This window comes from Luteibacter sp. NPDC031894, from assembly GCF_050273135.1.
Classification (GTDB): Bacteria; Pseudomonadota; Gammaproteobacteria; order Xanthomonadales; family Rhodanobacteraceae; genus Luteibacter.
This window is the reverse complement of the sequence record NZ_JBNNMV010000011.1, coordinates 36,686-53,504: the sequence shown is the minus strand read 5'-3', so window position 1 is coordinate 53,504 and position 16,819 is coordinate 36,686. Positions and strand designations below refer to the sequence as shown.

At 64.1% G+C, this 16,819-nt stretch carries 15 protein-coding genes; 10 read left to right on the top strand and 5 right to left on the bottom strand.

The window, feature by feature from the left end:
• Both ACQKIE_RS18550 and ACQKIE_RS18545 read left to right on the top strand, forming a co-directional pair.
• Window positions 1-199, top strand: a 199-nt coding sequence (locus tag ACQKIE_RS18550) for a DUF1801 domain-containing protein (RefSeq protein WP_427461922.1), incomplete at its 5' end; no start/stop codon positions are given.
• Window positions 200-622: 423 nt separating this feature from the next.
• Window positions 623-943, top strand: coding sequence for a hypothetical protein (locus tag ACQKIE_RS18545; protein ID WP_427461920.1), 321 nt, complete (start codon window positions 623-625; stop codon window positions 941-943).
• A 323-nt stretch (window positions 944-1,266) separates the two neighbouring features.
• On the opposite strand, the gene ACQKIE_RS18540 is transcribed toward ACQKIE_RS18545, so the two are convergent.
• The 4 genes from ACQKIE_RS18540 to ACQKIE_RS18525 all read right to left on the bottom strand — a co-directional run bounded on the left by ACQKIE_RS18540 (window position 1,267) and on the right by ACQKIE_RS18525 (window position 4,392).
• A complete protein-coding gene (locus ACQKIE_RS18540) occupies window positions 1,267-1,638 on the bottom strand; it encodes a VOC family protein (RefSeq protein ID WP_427461918.1) in 372 nt (123 codons plus the stop codon).
• Window positions 1,639-1,672: 34 nt separating this feature from the next.
• Window positions 1,673-3,196, bottom strand: coding sequence for a glycosyltransferase family 39 protein (locus ACQKIE_RS18535; RefSeq protein ID WP_427461916.1), 1,524 nt, complete (start codon window positions 3,194-3,196; stop codon window positions 1,673-1,675).
• Between the two features lie 119 nt (window positions 3,197-3,315).
• On the bottom strand, window positions 3,316-3,945 hold the full coding sequence (locus tag ACQKIE_RS18530; RefSeq protein ID WP_427461914.1) for a response regulator transcription factor: 630 nt from the start codon (window positions 3,943-3,945) through the stop codon (window positions 3,316-3,318).
• 75 nt (window positions 3,946-4,020) lie between these two features.
• Window positions 4,021-4,392 (bottom strand): response regulator transcription factor, encoded by a 372-nt coding sequence (locus tag ACQKIE_RS18525; RefSeq protein ID WP_427461912.1) that lies wholly within the window; start codon window positions 4,390-4,392, stop codon window positions 4,021-4,023.
• Window positions 4,393-4,647: 255 nt separating this feature from the next.
• On the opposite strand from ACQKIE_RS18525, the gene ACQKIE_RS18520 reads away from it, so the two are divergent.
• The 6 genes from ACQKIE_RS18520 (at window position 4,648) to ACQKIE_RS18495 (ending at window position 14,642) form a co-directional block, all read left to right on the top strand.
• Window positions 4,648-10,182, top strand: coding sequence for a trifunctional serine/threonine-protein kinase/ATP-binding protein/sensor histidine kinase (locus ACQKIE_RS18520; protein ID WP_427461910.1), 5,535 nt, complete (start codon window positions 4,648-4,650; stop codon window positions 10,180-10,182).
• A 176-nt stretch (window positions 10,183-10,358) separates the two neighbouring features.
• Window positions 10,359-11,735: an epoxide hydrolase family protein gene (locus ACQKIE_RS18515; RefSeq protein ID WP_427461907.1), complete on the top strand. Its 1,377-nt coding sequence runs from the start codon at window positions 10,359-10,361 to the stop codon at window positions 11,733-11,735.
• Window positions 11,736-11,790: 55 nt separating this feature from the next.
• Entirely contained in the window at window positions 11,791-12,732 is a 942-nt protein-coding gene (locus ACQKIE_RS18510) for an enoyl-CoA hydratase/isomerase family protein (protein ID WP_427461905.1), read from the top strand.
• Window positions 12,733-12,766: 34 nt separating this feature from the next.
• A complete protein-coding gene (locus ACQKIE_RS18505; protein ID WP_427461903.1) occupies window positions 12,767-13,570 on the top strand; it encodes an SDR family NAD(P)-dependent oxidoreductase in 804 nt (267 codons plus the stop codon).
• A gap of 62 nt (window positions 13,571-13,632) precedes the next feature.
• Window positions 13,633-14,343 carry an SDR family NAD(P)-dependent oxidoreductase gene (locus ACQKIE_RS18500; RefSeq protein WP_427461901.1) on the top strand — a complete coding sequence of 237 codons (711 nt, stop codon included), beginning with the start codon at window positions 13,633-13,635 and terminating at the stop codon, window positions 14,341-14,343.
• 26 nt (window positions 14,344-14,369) lie between these two features.
• Window positions 14,370-14,642: a tautomerase family protein gene (locus ACQKIE_RS18495; protein ID WP_427461899.1), complete on the top strand. Its 273-nt coding sequence runs from the start codon at window positions 14,370-14,372 to the stop codon at window positions 14,640-14,642.
• Here ACQKIE_RS18495 and ACQKIE_RS18490 read toward each other — a convergent pair.
• On the bottom strand, window positions 14,602-15,492 hold the full coding sequence (locus ACQKIE_RS18490) for a LysR substrate-binding domain-containing protein (RefSeq protein ID WP_427461897.1): 891 nt from the start codon (window positions 15,490-15,492) through the stop codon (window positions 14,602-14,604). The two genes, ACQKIE_RS18495 and ACQKIE_RS18490, sit on opposite strands and share 41 nt — an antisense overlap.
• An 86-nt stretch (window positions 15,493-15,578) precedes the next feature.
• Here ACQKIE_RS18490 and ACQKIE_RS18485 point away from each other — a divergent pair, with 86 nt between their 5' ends.
• Window positions 15,579-16,163, top strand: coding sequence for a LysE family translocator (locus ACQKIE_RS18485; protein ID WP_427461895.1), 585 nt, complete (start codon window positions 15,579-15,581; stop codon window positions 16,161-16,163).
• 20 nt (window positions 16,164-16,183) lie between these two features.
• Window positions 16,184-16,816: an NADPH-dependent FMN reductase gene (locus ACQKIE_RS18480; protein ID WP_427461893.1), complete on the top strand. Its 633-nt coding sequence runs from the start codon at window positions 16,184-16,186 to the stop codon at window positions 16,814-16,816.
• Window positions 16,817-16,819: the final 3 nt, after the last annotated feature.

Genomic DNA, 16,819 nt, shown 5'->3' with positions numbered 1-16,819 from the left:
AGTGAAGTTGACCTTCGCCAAGGGTGCCGCCTTGAAAGATCCCGCCAAGCTTTTCAACTCGAGTCTCGATGGAAACGTACGTCGCGCCATCGACATCGGGGAAGGCGAAACCATCGACGCCAAGGCGTTCAAGGCGCTGGTTCGCGCGGCTATCGAACTCAACGCGTCGGGGAAGAAGGCGTCGATCGAGCGAAAGTAATCGTCGTCTATCGACGCTCCGTTGGGACGGTGTGTTGTCGGGCGGGGGCCATTCCGCGGCCACGTCCCGTGCGGCGTGCGTCATATTTCGGAGCGACGGCCCGCGAACATGAAAGCGCCGAAGGTACGCCGTCGCGTCGTTGGTGACGTGAGTCGGGTCATGGCCGCTAAGACACCCGTGAGCAAGTCTTGGCCGGCCATTCATCCGCTCGCCAGACAGCCACCACAATTACAACTTGCGCCGCTTCCGCGCGCGTGCACCGCCGGCCATCAGCTGCTGCGCTCACCCCTACCCGACAATATGTCCGGATACGGATATAGGAAAAATACCTATACTAATTACCTGTCATGTAAGTTATTCGGTTGGCGCCGATCTATCCGTGTGGATGGATGGCGGTCAACTATTACGACAACGGAGAGTCTCATGAAACAGCTGATCAAGTTCGCTTTTGCTCTTGTTGCCTGCTGCTTCTTCAACGCGGCGATTGCGCAATATGCCCCCGACACGCTGCAGACGCAGGGTTCTGTTCCTCTCACCATCAAAAAGGTGAGTGGCACCGAAAACGTGTATCGCGATGACGCGGGGAACGCCTATGAGGTGAATGTCCAACCGCTGAACTCCACGAGCTGCGACAGCGGCGGTTGCACCGTGAAAGTTTGCCAGGGCGGGGCCGACACCTCGCCGTGCGTTTTCTACCGCTGCACCACTACGGGTGGTTGTGTGCGCCTGAGTCAATCCAGCTGATCGGTCACAACGATAATTTGAAGGAGGGAAGGTACGTGTCTATCAAATTTTCGATGGGAATGATGGGTCTTCTGATCGGCCTCGCTACCGCATCGTCACCGGCGATCGCGGATGGTAGCGGGACCTGCTCCACTACCGGTTGTGTTGTCACGGTGTGCGACAAGACAGCTTGTACGACCTACTGGTGTACTACCTCAGGTTGTACTAGAACACCCTCTCAGCCGGCGGGTTAGTTCGTCCGTGCAAGAAGGGGCAGCCGATGCAACGCATTGGCTGCCCTTTGACAGCATCGTTGTCTCTCCAGCCCAAGATACTTACAGCTATCAGTCATGAGCGAGGTTGCTCCCGATGCGCCAGAGTACGCCCGACGGATCGTGCAACGTAAAGTCCCTCATGCCCCAGGGACGGTTCTCTGGCGCCGACGCCGTCACATCATATCGATCGGATAGCCCTTGTGCCTGGACGTGTGCCCACCACGCATCCACGTCGGCGACGAGAAGGTGCATCATGAGGTTTTCAGCCAGCGCCTTCTCGTAGAAGTCCTGCAGCAGGAAACTACAGTCGCCGGCATGGAGGTAAGCCACGCCGTGCTCGGAGGACGCGAGGCGAAAGCCGAGGTCGATATAAAAGCGCTTCGATCGTTCGAAATTCTTGGCGGGAACGAAGGCCTTGAGCTCGATGGTTTCAAGCGACATTGAATATTCCAAGCAGTCCGGGTTCGTAGCTATTTCAACCGAAATCGGGCCCATGTTTCCAAAGCTCGTCCCATGGTTTGCGCGCCGGGCCGCAAACGTAGATATCCGGATGATCCCGGCTCTCCTCGTTGTCGACGCCCCAGGAATTGACCGTGTGTCCTGCAACTCGGCAATCGGTGAATAGCGCATCCGCGCGTTCTCGCGAATTCCCTAGCACGATGAGCGTGGTCGGTGGATTCTGGGGATAGCCCCTCAGCCATCCGGAATTAATGGTTGTTATCGGTGTAGGCAGGCGGTAGCGCGGGCCAAGCATGTTGATGGCGCCGTACTCGCCATAGTTGCCCACCGCAATCCCCACCGTCGCTTGTTGCGAGACGGGCAGCGTATCGCGGATCGTCGCTACCTGAGCGACGAGTTCCTCCCAGCCGATCTCTTCGCGAAGGTCGCCGTTGTTCGCGAGTGCGAAGTCCCGGAGCGGGCCGCTCGAGGCGATCGGGACGATGCGAAGCGACGCATATGTTCCGATGGCGACGACGCCGGCGAATACAAACACGGTCATCGCGAGTCGCCAAGCGGGGCGCTTGGTGCGCAACCAGCGTTCGCCTACGACCGAACCCATGGCAAGGAGCATCGGATAGGCGCCGCACGGGTAATAGAAGCGCCCCTTCGCGAGCAGGAAGAGAAGCACTGGCACCAGGTACATCCAGCCGAGCATGCGATAGCGCCGATCGCGGAAGCAGGCGACCGCGCCGAGCAGCCAGACGGGGGCCGCAAACAGATTGGCGTTCAGCAGGAACTGGTCACGGAGGAAGCCGTGCGCGCGCCCGAGACCCACATCGCGCGCATGGATTGCCTGCAGGAAATCATATGAGATGAAGTCGTGTCGTATGAGCCAGGCGAGGTTGGGAGCGAAGATGGCCAGGGCAATTGCACCCCCGGTCCAGAACCAACGACTGGTCATGTATCGCCGGGCGTCGGTGAGCAAGACCCCTGCCAGCACACCTGCGAGCTCGAACACAATGGAATACTTGGTTTGCAAGCCCAACCCCGCGACGATGCCAATGGCCACCCACCAACGTGGTTCGTCGTCGCGTAACAGGCGAACCGCGCACCAGGCGATAAGGACCCACCACAGCAGGTCGAAGGAGGAGTATTGGAACTCCGTCGACTCGAACATTGGCAACGGCGACAGGGCCACCGCGATGGCAGTAAAAACCTGTGCGAGACGCCCGCCGCCAAGATCGCGGGCCATGAGGCCGCCGGCGACGACGACTGCTGCTTGCGCAAGCACGGAAAACAAGCGAAGCCCCACGAGTGAGAGGCCGAACATCTTGAGACCAAGGTACTCAAGGGCCACGGTCAGGGGTGGGTAAGGCACGAAACCCCAGTCCATGTGCCGCGTGTCGCTCAGGAACTGCCATTCATCCCGGTGGAAGCCGTACTGCCCGTTGGTCGCAACGTGGCCTATCGCGACGAGCAAGGCAATGACGATGACCGGCACGGCGCTGTCTCGGTCACCTGGCCTGCCGCTCGGAATCGAATCATGGATGGCAAGCATGGGCGAATCCTTCAGGAGGAATAAGTGTCATCGAATTGACATGCCGAATCGTGGGCGGCTCCTGCGTCCATATCCGGCGACGCCGCCGTGCTGGTCCTTGGCCCATTCGGTCAGGACGCTCACCGCGGTGGCGGCGATTCAGCGTCCAGCACGGCGGCCATTTTCACAAGGTCCGGCACCGACTTGGCCCCCATCTTCTGCATCACCCGGCCGCGGTGCGCCTTGACTGTGATCTCGCTGATGCCCAGGTGTCCGCCGATCTGCTTGTTGAGCAAGCCCGACACCACCAACGCCATGACCTCGCGCTCGCGCCTTGTCAGTGCTCCGTGCGACTCGCGCAACGTACGCGTCCGCACGGCACCGCGAAGCGCGGCTGCGCTGTGCGCGATGGCTGCTCGGATAGCCTGCAGCAGCAGTTCGTCGTCAATCGGCTTGGTCAGGAATTCGATGGCGCCCGCGCGCATGGCGCGCACGGTCATCGGAATGTCGCCGTGGCCGGAGATGAAGATGATCGGCATGTCCGTGCGATCCGTCGCGATCAGTGCCTGCAGGTCCAGTCCGTTGATGTCGGGCAGGGTCACGTCGAGAACCAGGCATGACGGCCCCGGCTCGCGCGGGTGTGCGAGGAACTCGCCGGCGGTGGCGAATGTCCGGGTGGTCCAACCGGCGAACCACAGCAGCGAGCCCAGCGATTCCCTGACCGATATGTCGTCGTCCACGACGAAAACGATAGGCGCGGCTGGGTTCACGGAGGCCACCTCATGGGACGTCAGGCGTACATACGGTGAATAATCCTTTCGATGCGACGATGCAAGCGCCGGCCGTCAACGTCCAGCGATGGCTGCAGCGATCGCATCCAGAAGCGCATCGCCGTCGAAGGGCTTGAAGAGGCAAGCAACGGCACCGTGCGCGATAACCTCACGGCACACGCCGGCATCCATGTGAGCGCTCATGAAAATCAAGGGAAGCGGGTTACCTCGCCGCTCGAGTTCTTCCTGTAGTGCCGGGCCCGACATGCCGGGCATGTACACGTCGACCACCAGGCACGCAGCGCGCTCGGCGGCACCGGATGCAAGGAAGTCCTCGGCCGAGGCATAAGCGACGGTCGCGTAGCCACCTGTCTTCAACAGGTCCGGGAGCGATTCGCGCACCGACTCGTCGTCGTCCACGACCGCCACCAGGGGGGGCGCACTCATGGACGGTGGTCCCCGACGGGTGAACGGATGCCGCGGCGTATATCCCTGTCCATGCGGCGCCCTCCGAGGTGTGCCTGATACAAGGATGCAACGGCGGCCAGCGGCTGGACATGATACTTAAGTGTCGGTTTCGCGCGTTACCTGCGGCGCGTCGGACACGATTGCCCGCCATGGGGCCCGATAGTATCGTCACGGCACGCGTCACCCCCTGCTCGACACCCGGTAATTCCTTGGCGATCCTGGCCGGAGGCTTCGATGGTGCACACGCCCGCGTTGGAGCTGGACGGTTCGCTCGAGCGCTACGAGCTGCTCTGGGACGATGGCGAGCGTGGTTTCCATCGCGTCCACCACCGACAGGGCGACGGGCCGGCGCGCGAACACATTGCCGTGGTGCCGTTGGCGGAGCGTCCGCCCTCGTCCGTGCTGGAGGGGTTCCGGCACGAGTACGCCCTGAGGGATCACCTCGATGGCGAATGGGCGCTGCGTCCCACGGGGCTCATCCGGGATCGCGGACACACGGTGCTGTTGTTGGAGCATCGGCCGGTGGTGCCATTGGAAACCCTGCTTGACCCCAAACCCATGCCGCAGCGGCGGTTCCTCGCGCTTGCGATCTCCTTGGCCGATGCCCTCGCGAGCCTGCACGAGCGCGGCGTGGTGCATCGCGACATCAAACCAGCAAATGTGCTTGTGTTGCAGGGCCTCGACAGCGTGGTGCTTTCAGGCTTCGGCATCGCCTCTCGCCTGCCTCGGGAACGACAGGCGCCCGAGCCACCCGAATTCATCGCGGGCACCCTGGCGTACATGGCACCGGAGCAGACGGGGCGCATGAACCGCTCTGTGGATTCGCGCAGCGATCTCTATGCCCTTGGGGTACTGCTTTATCGCATGGCGACGGGGAGCCTGCCCTTCGCTGCCTCCGAACCGATGGAATGGGTGCATTGCCATATTGCGCGGACCCCGGCGCCCCCGGTGGAACGGGTGGCGGAAATACCTTCCGCGGTGTCCCGGATCATCCTGCGCCTGCTCGCCAAGACGCCGGAGCAGCGCTACCAGACGGCGCGCGGTGTCGCCCACGACCTCAGGCAATGCGTGGGCGCGCTCGATCGCGATGACCCCGCGGTGACCTTCGAGTTGGGCCGGCAGGACCGTAGCGACCGCCTCGTGATTCCTGAAAAACTCTACGGACGCGACGCGGAGATCACCGCGCTGGTTGCCGCGTTCAACGACATGGTCCAAGCCGCGGCGCCGGTCCTTGTCCTGGTGGCCGGCTATTCGGGCATCGGCAAGTCATCGGTGGTGAATGAACTGCACAAGGTGCTGGTGCCGCCACGCGGACTGTTCGCCGCGGGCAAGTTCGACCAGTACAAGGCCGACATTCCGTACGCCACCTTCGCCCAGGCGTTCCAACAACTGCTCAGACCGCTGCTGGGCAAGACGGAGGAGGAGCTGACGCATTGGCGCGAGGCGTTCGCCGAGGCGCTCGGGCCCAACGCCGCCCTGCTGTTGGAACTGGCGCCCGAGCTCCGGCTGATCATCGGCGAGCAGGCGCCAGTGGCCGAGCTTCCTGCGCAAGAGGCGCAGCGGCGCTTCCACCTCATCGTACGACGCTTCATTTCGGTCTTCGCACGGCCCGAGCACCCGCTGGCGCTGTTCCTGGACGACCTGCAATGGCTCGATTCAGCCACCCTGGACCTGCTTGTCGATCTACTCACCGCGAACGACGTGGGCCATCTCCTGCTGATAGGCGCCTATCGCGACAACGAGGTCACCGCGCGGCATCCGCTCATGCGCAAGCTCAACGAGCTCACGCAGAAAGGGGCGGACGTGCGGACGCTCAGGCTGAAAGCGCTGCAACCGGGCGACCTGCAGCAACTGGTCGCCGAGTCGCTTAACGAGCCACTCGCCGATGTCGCGCCGCTCGCGGAACTGATCCATGCCAAGACGGGCGGGAACCCGTTCTTCGGAATCCAGTTCCTCCAGGCGTTGGTCGACGAGCACATGCTTGCGTTCGATCGCGCAGCGATGCAATGGTCATGGGATCGACACCTCACGCTCGCGAAGAGCTACAGCGACAACATTGTCGACCTGATGGTGCGCAAGATATCGCGCTTGGCGCCGGCGGCGCGTGCCGCCCTTCAGACGTTCGCGTGCCTTGGCAACGAGAGCGACGTGCACGCGCTGAGCGTGGCGTGCGAAACTTCTGCCGAGCAACTCGAGGCGGACCTCTGGGAAGCGCTCAGCCACGAATTGGTCCTGAGGCATGAAGACGCTTATCGCTTCGCCCATGACCGTGTCCAGGAAGCAGCGTACTCGCAACTTCCGCCGGACACCCGCGCCGCGAGGCATCTGCGCATCGGCCGGCTTCTCCTCGAGCACACGCCACCGCACAGGCAGGAGGAGCAGATCTTCGAGATCGTCAGCCAGTTCAACCGCGCCGGCGGCCTGTTCGACACCCTGGGCGAACGGGAGCGCGTGGCTCGGCTGAACCTGTTGGCTGCGCAACGGGCCCGCGCGTCATCGGCGTACGTATCGGCACTGAGCTACCTGCGCGTCGGTCGTGCGCTTTTGGGGGACGAAAGCTGGGAACGCGAGTACACCCTTGTGTTCGCCATCGAATCGCTCATGGCTGAATGCGAATTGATGTCCGCCGAACTAGAGGTGGCCGAGGTGCGGCTGGCGACGCTCGCACGCCATGCGCGTAGTCCCCACGAGCGCGCCGTGGTGACGCGGCTTCGGCTCACGCTCTACACGGCGCGCTCGCGGGGCGATCTCTGCGTGGAAGTGTTCCTCGACTACCTGCGCCAAAGCGGGACGGACTGGCCGTCTCGACCGACGCGCGAACAAGTCATGCGGGAATACGATTGCATTTGGACATTGCTGGGCCAGCGCCGCATCGAGGACCTGATCGACTTGCCGCTGGCCAGCGATCCGGACGTGCTCGACATGCTGGACGTATTCACCGAAATCGTGACGCCAGCCTTCTTCTTCGACGAGAACCTGTCTTCGCTCGTGCTGTGCCGCTTGATCAACCTGAGCCTGGAGCATGGCCACGGGGACGGGTCCTGCTTCGGCTATGTGTTCTTCGCCACCATTGCCGGGCCCCGGTTTGGCAACTACCGGGACGGATACCGTTTCGGTCGCCTGGGCTATGACCTGGTGGAGATGCGTCACCTGACGCGTTACCAGGCGCGTACGTATATCGTCTTCGGTAACATGGTGATGCCTTGGTTCGAGCCATTCGCCAACGGGCGCGAGCTGATCCGGCGCGCCTTTGATGCCGCGTATGGTGTGGGCGATCTGACCTTCGCCGCCTACAGCTGGGATGCACTGATCACCAACTGCCTGGCGGCCGGTGACGAGTTGGCTGGCATCCAGAACGATGCCGAGAGCGGGTTGGCCTTCGCGCGCGATGCCGGCTTCGGCATGGTCGTTGACCTGTGCGCAGCGCAAATCGGGTTGATCCGTACCCTGCGCGGCCTGACTGCCACCTTCGGCTGCTTCGATGCAGCGGACTATGACGAAGCCAGCGCCGAGGCGCACCTCACCGGCAGTCCTGTCCTGGCGTTGGCGACGTTCTTCTACTGGACGCGTAAGTTGCAGGGGCGCTACTTCTGCGGCGACCTGGCTGAGGCCATACGGGCCTCGGACAACGCCGAGCGGCTGCTGTGGACCTCGCCGTCGCAGCTGGAAACGGCAGACTTCTTCTTTTACGGGGCCTTGGCGCACACCGGGCGCTGGCACACGGCGGCGGACAGGGAGCGGCCGCGGCATCTCGAAGTCGCCAGGCGCTACCAGCACCAGCTGGACATCTGGGCTGCTTGCTCGGAAGGGAACTTCGGCAATCGGGCCGCCCTGGTCGCCGCGGAGATTGCGCACATCGAGGGGCGCACGCTGGATGCGGAGCAGCTTTACGAAAGGGCGATCACGTCGGCGCAAGACAATGGGTACATCCACAACCAGGCGGTCGCCAACGAATGTGCCGCGCGGTTCTTCCTCGCACGCGGACTGGGCAAGGCAGCGCGGGCCTATCTGGACGAAGCGCAGGATGGTTATCTGCGATGGGGCGCGCAGGGCAAGGTCCACCAACTGCGGGAGCAACACCCCCACCTGGCCCAGGCGGCGCGGCGGCAGGACGCCAACGGCACGATGCTGGCGTCGGTGGAACAGCTTGACCTTGCGACGGTGATCCGCGTTTCCCAGGCGATCTCTTCGGAGATTGAACTCGATCGCCTGATCGACACGATCATGCACCTGGCTGTCGAGCACGCGGGCGCTCAGCGTGGCTTGCTCGTCCTGCCTAACGGCCCGGGCTACCGCATCGAAGCCGAGGCGACCACGCGGGGCGACGCCGTCGATGTTTCCGTGGCGCCGGCGTCGCTCAGTGGCGACTTGCTGCCGCTGTCGGTGTTCCATTTCGTGGTCCGTACCCAGGAGGCGCTGGTGCTGGGCGACGCCTCGCGGGAGGCGCCTGCTTCGTCCGATCCCTATCTGGCGGGACGCGCGGCGCGGTCCCTGCTCTGTTTGCCGCTGCTCAAGCAGGCTCGCCTGATCGGTGTGCTGTACCTGGAGAACGGTCTCGCAGTGGGCGTCTTTACGCCTGCGCGGCTGGCGGTGCTCAAGCTGCTGGCGTCGGAAGCGGCCATCTCCCTCGAGAACACCCGACTATACCGCGAGCTGCACGAGCGCGAGACGAGGGTGCGGCGGCTGTTCAACTCCAACATCATCGGCATCTTCACCTGGCACCTGGACGGGCGCATCCTGGACGGCAACGACGCGTTCCTCAGGATCATCGGGTACGACAGCGACGACGTCGCCGCTGGACGCATGCAGTGGAAGGCATTGCTGCCACCGGAGTGGAACGCGGACGACGACAGCATCATGGAAGCGATGCTGGCTACGGGCGTGGCTCCCCCGTTCGAAGGTGCCTACATGCGCAAGGATGGGACGCGAGTGCCGGTGCTGATCGGCGCGGCCCTGTTCGAAGGCACACCCTCCGAAGGCGTGTCCTTCGTGCTGGACCTGTCCGATCGCGTCGCCGCCGAGTCGGCGGCCAGCGATAGCCTGCGTCGTTTCCATGAGGTCCAGTTGCGCCTGGCCGACGCCAATCGCGTCGCCAGCATCGGGCAGTTGTCCGCGTCCATCGCACATGAATTGAACCAACCGCTCGCGGGGATCATGACCAACGCTTCGACCTGCCTGCGCATGCTCGCCGCCGATCCACCCGTGGTGAGCGGCGCGATCGACACGGCGCGGCGAACGATTCGCGATGCCAATCGTGCGTCGGAGGTGATAAAGCGCCTGCGCCAGTTGTTCACCGGCAGGGAGACCAGCGCGGAAAGCGTCGACTTGAACGAAGCGGCTGAAGAAGTGGTGGCGCTCGCGTCCAACGCGCTCGTGCGCAATCGCGTCAGGCTGCGCGCGGAGTACGCCGAGGATTTGCCTCAGATCACCGGCGACCGCGTGCAACTGCAACAGGTGATCCTCAACCTGCTGACAAATGCCTCGGAAGCCATGAGCTCGCTGTCGCAGGAACAGCCGCGCGAGCTCACGATCCGCACACAGCGCGCTGCCGACGGTGGGATCTGCCTGAGCGTGCGCGACTCAGGCACCGGCATCGATCCGAAAAAGCTGGAGCAGTACTTCGAATCGTTCTACACGACGAAGGAGGACGGCATGGGCGTGGGCCTGTCAGTCAGCCGAACGATCATCGAAAGTCACCGCGGTCGGCTTTGGGCGGAGCCGAACGCGTCCGGCGGCGCCACTTTCTTGTTCACGCTCCCTTGCGTGTGACCGCGAGGCGATCCGCGCGTCGCATTCATACCAAGGTATGGAGCGACACCTTCGTGTAATCGACGGCGGCAACGGCGCTTGGTGTGATGGCTCACGCGCACCGCTGACGGACGGCGATCGAACGACCGTCGATGGTGCTCCTGACCCGGACCCGAGCCACCGACCGAGGAACCGCCATGATCGCTCCCCATCCCACGCGTGCAGCGCAGGGCAACTCGTCGGTGATAGCCGTGCGCGCCGCGTCGGGCCGCCTGTGCGCGCTCGCCGTGCCGATGGCTGCCTTGCTCGTGTGTCGGGCCGTGTATGCATCACCCCTGCCGGAGTCCCCCATGAAAGCCACCCGCTCCGCTGCGTCGGCCGCCAATGCCACTATCGCCGATACGTCCATCCAGCCTTTCCGATTCCACGCGACACAGGCGCAGCTTGATGACCTCCGTCGCCGTATCGAAGCGACGAAATGGCCTGAGAAAGAGACGGTGGGCGACCAGTCCCAAGGCGTGCAGCTCGCCACGCTCAAGGCTTTGGCTACGTATTGGGCGAAGGATTACGACTGGCACCGATTCCAGGCCAGGCTCGATGCCACGCCGCAGTTCGTGACCAATATCGACGGCGTGGACATCCATTTCATCCATGTTCGTTCCAAACATGCCAACGCACTGCCCATCATCGTCACCCATGGTTGGCCTGGTTCGATCGCCGAGCAGATGAAAATCATCGGGCCCCTAACGGATCCCACCGCCCATGGCGGCACCGCCGCGGATGCCTTCGACGTCGTGATTCCGTCCCTGCCGGGGTATGGGTTCTCGGGAAAACCGACGCAGGTCGGATGGGACCCGGTTCGCATTGCCCGCGCCTGGGTCGTCCTGATGAAGCGGCTGGGTTACCACCGCTTCGTGGCCCAGGGTGGTGATTGGGGTAACGCGGTGACGGAACAGATGGCCCTGCTGAAGGCGCCGGAGCTGATAGGTATCCACACCAACATGCCGGCCGCGGTGCCACCGGACATCGATGCCGCTCTGGCCGCGCGCCAGCCGGCTCCCGCGAACTTGTCGCCCGACGAGAAGCGCGCCTACGAGCAGCTCGACTTCTTCTATCGCCACGGGCTGGGTTACGCCCAGGAAATGGCCGGCCGTCCGCAGACGCTTTATGCCCTCGCTGATTCCCCTGTGGGTCTCGCCGCGTGGATGCTCGATCACGACGCGCGCAGCTACGCGTTGATCGCCCGGGTCTTCGACGGGCAGTCAGAGGGCTTGTCACGGGACGACGTCCTCGACAACGTGACGCTGTACTGGCTGAGCAACACGGCCGTTTCGTCCGCGCGCTTGTATTGGGAAAGCAAGCTGGCTTTTTTTGCGCCGAAGGGCGTTCAGATCCCTGTAGGCGTCAGCGCGTTCCCGGATGAGCTGTACCAGGCGCCCAAGAGCTGGGCGGAGCGCGCCTATCCGAAGCTCATCCACTACAACCGCCTAGAAAAGGGCGGCCACTTCGTTGCGTGGGAGCAGCCGGACGTGTTTGTCGAGGAACTGCGAGAGACCTTCAAGCCACTGCGTTGAGTGCGCCCCAGGCACCGCAACGATCGACCTCCACCCTCAGCGTCATGGAGCCATCGTGAACCATCACTTTCTCGCCCGAACGATACTCGCGGTCGGCGTCGCGCTGGCCATGCCCACCTGGGCGCAGCAGGTGCCGTCGAACGTTGCGCCTCGGTCGGCCAGCGATGCCGACGGCCAGGTCCGCCTCACGCGCGTGACGCCGGAGTACTGGCGCGTGACTTTCCACAATCCGCCGTACAATATTTTCGGGCCGGTGACGATACCGCAGTTGAACAAGATCGTCTCCGAGATCGAGACCGATCCGCGCGTGCGCGTGGTTGTTTTCGAAAGTGACGTGCCGGACTTCTTCCTCACGCACTACGACTTCGTGCCACCCCTGACGGACACGACCGGATTGCCTCGCGGTGCTACCGGACTGCCGCCGCTCCCCGACATGCTCGTACGCATCAGCAAGGCGCCGGTGGTGTCTATTGCCATGATCCGTGGCCGCGCGACCGGCGTAGGCAGCGAACTCTCGCTGGCTAGCGACATGCGCTTCGCCAGCCGCGAGAAAGCGGTGCTGTCGCAGTGGGAAATCGGCGCGGGCCTGGTGCCTGGGGGCGGTCCGATGTCGCGCCTGCCGCGGCTGATGGGCCGTGGACGCGCCCTCGAGGTCTTGCTTACCGGAAACGACATCGACGGCCCGACCGCGGAGCGCTACGGCTATGTCAATCGTGCCTTGCCCGACGCCGAACTCGATGCCTTCGTCGACACGATGGCGCGCCGTATCGCGCGCTTCGACAAGCAGGCGATTGCCGATATCAAACGCATCGTGGACGAGAGCAGCCTGCCTTCGAACGAGCAGATCGGCGCGGAGTGGGACGGCTTTATCGGGTCCGTGCAGCGCGCCGCGGCGCAGCGCCGCGTCAAGCAACTGATGGAGCTCGGCCTGCAGGTGAAACCCGATGTCGAGAAGCGCCTCCCCGTATACACCGGCAGCCTCGGTGGCGCGGACTGAGCGGGTCGCACCGACCCCTGAACAGGAGACTTCCATGATCATCAACGATAGTGGCACTGCCCTGATCACCGGCGCGTCTTCCGGACTCGGTGCGATCTATGCCGACCGGCTCGCCCGCCAGGGATACGATCTCGTGCTCGTGGCGCGCAACATCGCCAAGCTGGAGATGCTGGGCGAGCGAATCGCGAGCGATACCGGGCGAACCGTGCGAACCATCGGTGCGGACCTCACGGATGGCGGAGCGCTGCAACGCGTCGAAGATGCGCTACTTACCGATCACTCGGTGCGCATGCTGGTCAACAATGCCGGTGCGGGATCTACCGTGCCTTTGCAGGACCTCGATGTCGTTAGCATAGAGCGCATCGTCGCCCTCAATGTCACCGCGCTGACGCGCTTGGCGCGCGCCGCCGCGACCGCTTTCCTCGAGCGGGGTGGTGGCACCATCGTCAATATGGGCTCCATCCTTGCACTGGCCCCGGAGGTGTTGAGCGGCGGGGTATACAGCGGCAGCAAGGCCTATGTGCTGGCCTTTTCACAGGCGCTTCGCAACGACTTCGGCGATCGCGGGGTTCGCGTGCAGGTCGTGATGCCCGGAGCAACGGCGACGGACTTCTGGGAATTGTCCGGCATGCCGGTCGAAGCGTTGCCCGCGAACATCGTCATGACGGCGGAAGACGTGGTGGATGCCGCGCTGTCGGGGCTCGCCCAAGGCGAGTTCGCGACCCTTCCGTCGCTGCCGGACATAGACCAATGGGACGCGTGGGAGGCGGCGCGGCGGGCGCTGCTGCCGGGCCTTTCCCGAACATCCCCCGCGTCGCGCTATCACATGGGCTCGTGACCAGTGCCCCCCCCGGGCGCGACGTCCTGTTGAGTTCTATCCCTTTCTCCCGGAGCCATACCATGAGCAGTTACCGCAAAGTCGTCATCATCACGGGTGCGTCGCAAGGCATCGGCGCCGGTCTCGTCCAGGCGTTTCGCGACCGCGATTATCGCGTCGTCGCCAACTCTCGCAACATCCGACCTTCGGGCGATCCCGACGTACTTGCCGTGGCGGGCGACATTTCCGATCGCGCGGTGGCCCAGCACGTCATGGAAGAGACCCTCACGCACTTCGGTCGTGTCGACACGCTGGTGAACAATGCCGGCATCTTCACGGCCAAGCCCTTCACCCAATTGAGTGCCAATGACTACGCGAGCAATATCTCCGTCAATCTGACCGGATTCTTCTTCCTCACACAGCTCGCGATCGAGCATATGGAGAAGCAGGGCAGCGGCCATGTCGTCAGCATCACGACCAGCCTGACGGACCACGCGATCGAGGGCGTTCCCTCCGTGCTGGCATCGCTGACCAAGGGCGGGTTGAACGCCGCGACCAAGTCGCTTGCCATCGAGTACGCCAAGCGCGGCATCCGCGTCAACGCGGTTTCCCCCGGGGTGATCCGGACGCCGCTGCACGCACCGGAAACGCACGAATGGCTGGCGGCGCTCCATCCTGTCGGGCGCATGGGTGACGTTTCCGATGTCGCGCAGGCCGTACTGTTCCTGGAGTCGGCAGGTTTTGTCACCGGCGAGATCCTCCACGTGGACGGCGGCCAGAGTGCGGGCCATTAAAGGCGATACTCGAACAGGAACACACCATGCCTATCGTGACCATACAAATCACCCGGGAAGGTTCCGGGGCCGGTCGTGACGCGGCCACCGCCGACGAGAAGGCCGCGCTGATACACGGCGTCAGTCAGCTGTTGCTCGATGTCCTGCACAAGCCGCTCGATTCGACGTTCGTCGTGATCGAGGAGGTGCCGCTGGAGAATTGGGGCTGGTACGGGATGCCCGTGCCGGAACTGCGGCGGCAGCGCGACGAGCGTTCGTTCAACCCGCCTGATCCTTCAGCCACGCCACCACAGCCGTGACGGCGTGGCGTTGCGATGGCGACGCCGCTTTCCGTTTCGGCCGCACAAGCCAGTACGCCTTGGGAAGATGGACAGCTTTGTCGCCAAACGGTCGTATCAGCGTACCGGCGACGAGTGCGTCCTCCGCCAGTCGGCCTCGCGCGAGGGCAATGCCTTGCCCCAATTCAGCGGCGCGCAGGACAAGGTCGGAGGACGTCAATCGCGCGCCGTGATCCAGCGGCAATGACGCAGGACCATGCACGCGCCGCCAGTGCTCCCAACTGGCGGACGGATCGCGATCGTGCAGCAGGCGTAGCCCGAGCAGGCTTTCTACGGCGTCGCTGCCGTTTGCCGCTCGCCAGAAGTCCGTGTTCACCACCGGGTACAGGTGGTCGTCCATCAGCGGTTCGCAGTCCAGGCCGGCCCACGGGCCGCTTCCCATCCGCACCGCCAGGTCCACGCCCTCGGACAGCGTGTCGAGCTGCTGGTTGACCAGCACCGACAACCCAATGCGTGGGTGCGCGCGCTCCAGTGTCGGCAGGCGGGGCAGCAGCCACCTGCTTGCGAACGACGGGGCCACGCCGATCGTCACGGTGAATGGCGAAGGCGCCTCGCGCGCGGCGGCTGTCGCTTCCGCCATGCCTTGAAGCAATTCGTGCACGCGCCGGGCCAGTGCCACTCCCTGCGGTGACGGTGTCCATGTGGCGGCACCGCGCTCGAATAGCGGGACGCCGATCCAGGTTTCCAGTTCGGCGAGGTGCCGGCTGACGGACGAATGAGCGACGCCGAGCTCTCGCGCGGCCGCGCGGACGCCACCATGCTCATGTGTCATGGCAAAAGCCCGGAGGGCATTGAGCGGGAGCGACTTCATGGCCTTGATAGTAGACCAGAGCGGTGCGTGAGCGCACCAGGGGCAGGCGGCAGAATCGCCGGGTCCTACTCGACTCGTGCCCCCACATGACCTCAACCCCCTTGCTGGCGGCCGGCACCCTGCTGCTGGTCGCATCGCTGACGCCGGGACCGAACAACCTGGTGGTGCTTCGTACCGCCGCCACGAGCACTTCGACCGCTTTGTCGCTTGCCATGGGCGGCATCGTGCTAGGCGGCATGACGATGCTTGCGCTGGTGGTCGCGGCGGGGTCCCTGATGCGGGACTTGCCCTTCCTGCGCACCATGATCGCGGTGGCCGGAGCCGTCTACCTGGCTTGGTTGGGGTGGTCGATGCTGCGCAGCCCGGTAACCCATGAACACGGGGCGGCGCTCCCGGCAGGTTTCGTCGGCCTGTTCGCGTTCCAGTTCTGCAACCCCAAGAGCTGGGTCATGGTGCTATCGCTGGTGGCGTCATTCCCGCAGCGGGACGCGACGACGATCCTCGTCTGGCTGGCTCCGCTCTTCCTGGCGATTCCCTCCACCTGCCTGCTGCTTTGGGCGCTCGCGGGCCGCCATCTCGCGCGGCATCTGCAGGCACCCGGCGCGAGGCGTCGGTTCGACCGGATCATGGGCCTGTCGTTGATCGCCAGCGCGGTGCTTTTGTTGCTTTGACCCTACCAAGGAAACCACCGATGTCCGAACCACAAGCTCCCCTCCGCATACTGGCATTCGCCGGCAGCTTGCGCAGGAACAGTCACAACGGGCGATTGCTCGATACGGCCGCCCAGATCGCGCCACCCGGCATGGTGCTGACGGTGCACGACACGATCGCCGATGTGCCGCTCTTCGACGAGGACGTGGAAGCGAGTACCCCTAGCCCCGACGGCGTAACGCGCCTGCGCATCGCCGTTGCGGCGGCGGATGGGGTGCTGATCGCTACACCCGAATACAACCAGTCCTTGCCCGGCGTGCTCAAGAACACCCTCGATTGGCTGTCTCGCGACGACGCCGAGCTTGGGGAAGTCCTGTCGGGCAAGCCCGTTGCGATTTTCGGCGCCACCCCTGGCAAATGGGGGACGCGGCTGGCGCAGTCGCAGCTCCGTCACGCGCTGGCTGCCATGGGCGCGCTCACGATGCCGGCGCCGCAGTTGTACATGGCCGAGATCGCATCCTCTTATGACGCCGCGTCGGACACGTTCGACGCCGCGACCCGGAAGCGTCTCCTGGCGTTTCTGGAGGGGTTTGAGGCATGGGTCGGCAAGCGGCTGGGACGCGCTCGAGCACCCTGCAGCTTGAGGCTGGTAAGCGGCGAAATCCAATATTAACTT

Coding starts and splice junctions, on each gene's coding strand:
- ACQKIE_RS18545 (WP_427461920.1), top strand. CDS start 623: ATGAAACAGCTGATCAAGTTCGCTTTTGCTCTTGTTGCCTGCTGCTTC.
- ACQKIE_RS18480 (WP_427461893.1), top strand. CDS start 16,184: ATGTCCGAACCACAAGCTCCCCTCCGCATACTGGCATTCGCCGGCAGC.
- ACQKIE_RS18515 (WP_427461907.1), top strand. CDS start 10,359: ATGATCGCTCCCCATCCCACGCGTGCAGCGCAGGGCAACTCGTCGGTG.
- ACQKIE_RS18485 (WP_427461895.1), top strand. CDS start 15,579: ATGACCTCAACCCCCTTGCTGGCGGCCGGCACCCTGCTGCTGGTCGCA.
- ACQKIE_RS18540 (WP_427461918.1), bottom strand. CDS start 1,638: ATGTCGCTTGAAACCATCGAGCTCAAGGCCTTCGTTCCCGCCAAGAAT.
- ACQKIE_RS18500 (WP_427461901.1), top strand. CDS start 13,633: ATGAGCAGTTACCGCAAAGTCGTCATCATCACGGGTGCGTCGCAAGGC.
- ACQKIE_RS18520 (WP_427461910.1), top strand. CDS start 4,648: ATGGTGCACACGCCCGCGTTGGAGCTGGACGGTTCGCTCGAGCGCTAC.
- ACQKIE_RS18490 (WP_427461897.1), bottom strand. CDS start 15,492: ATGAAGTCGCTCCCGCTCAATGCCCTCCGGGCTTTTGCCATGACACAT.
- ACQKIE_RS18505 (WP_427461903.1), top strand. CDS start 12,767: ATGATCATCAACGATAGTGGCACTGCCCTGATCACCGGCGCGTCTTCC.
- ACQKIE_RS18525 (WP_427461912.1), bottom strand. CDS start 4,392: ATGAGTGCGCCCCCCCTGGTGGCGGTCGTGGACGACGACGAGTCGGTG.
- ACQKIE_RS18495 (WP_427461899.1), top strand. CDS start 14,370: ATGCCTATCGTGACCATACAAATCACCCGGGAAGGTTCCGGGGCCGGT.
- ACQKIE_RS18535 (WP_427461916.1), bottom strand. CDS start 3,196: ATGCTTGCCATCCATGATTCGATTCCGAGCGGCAGGCCAGGTGACCGA.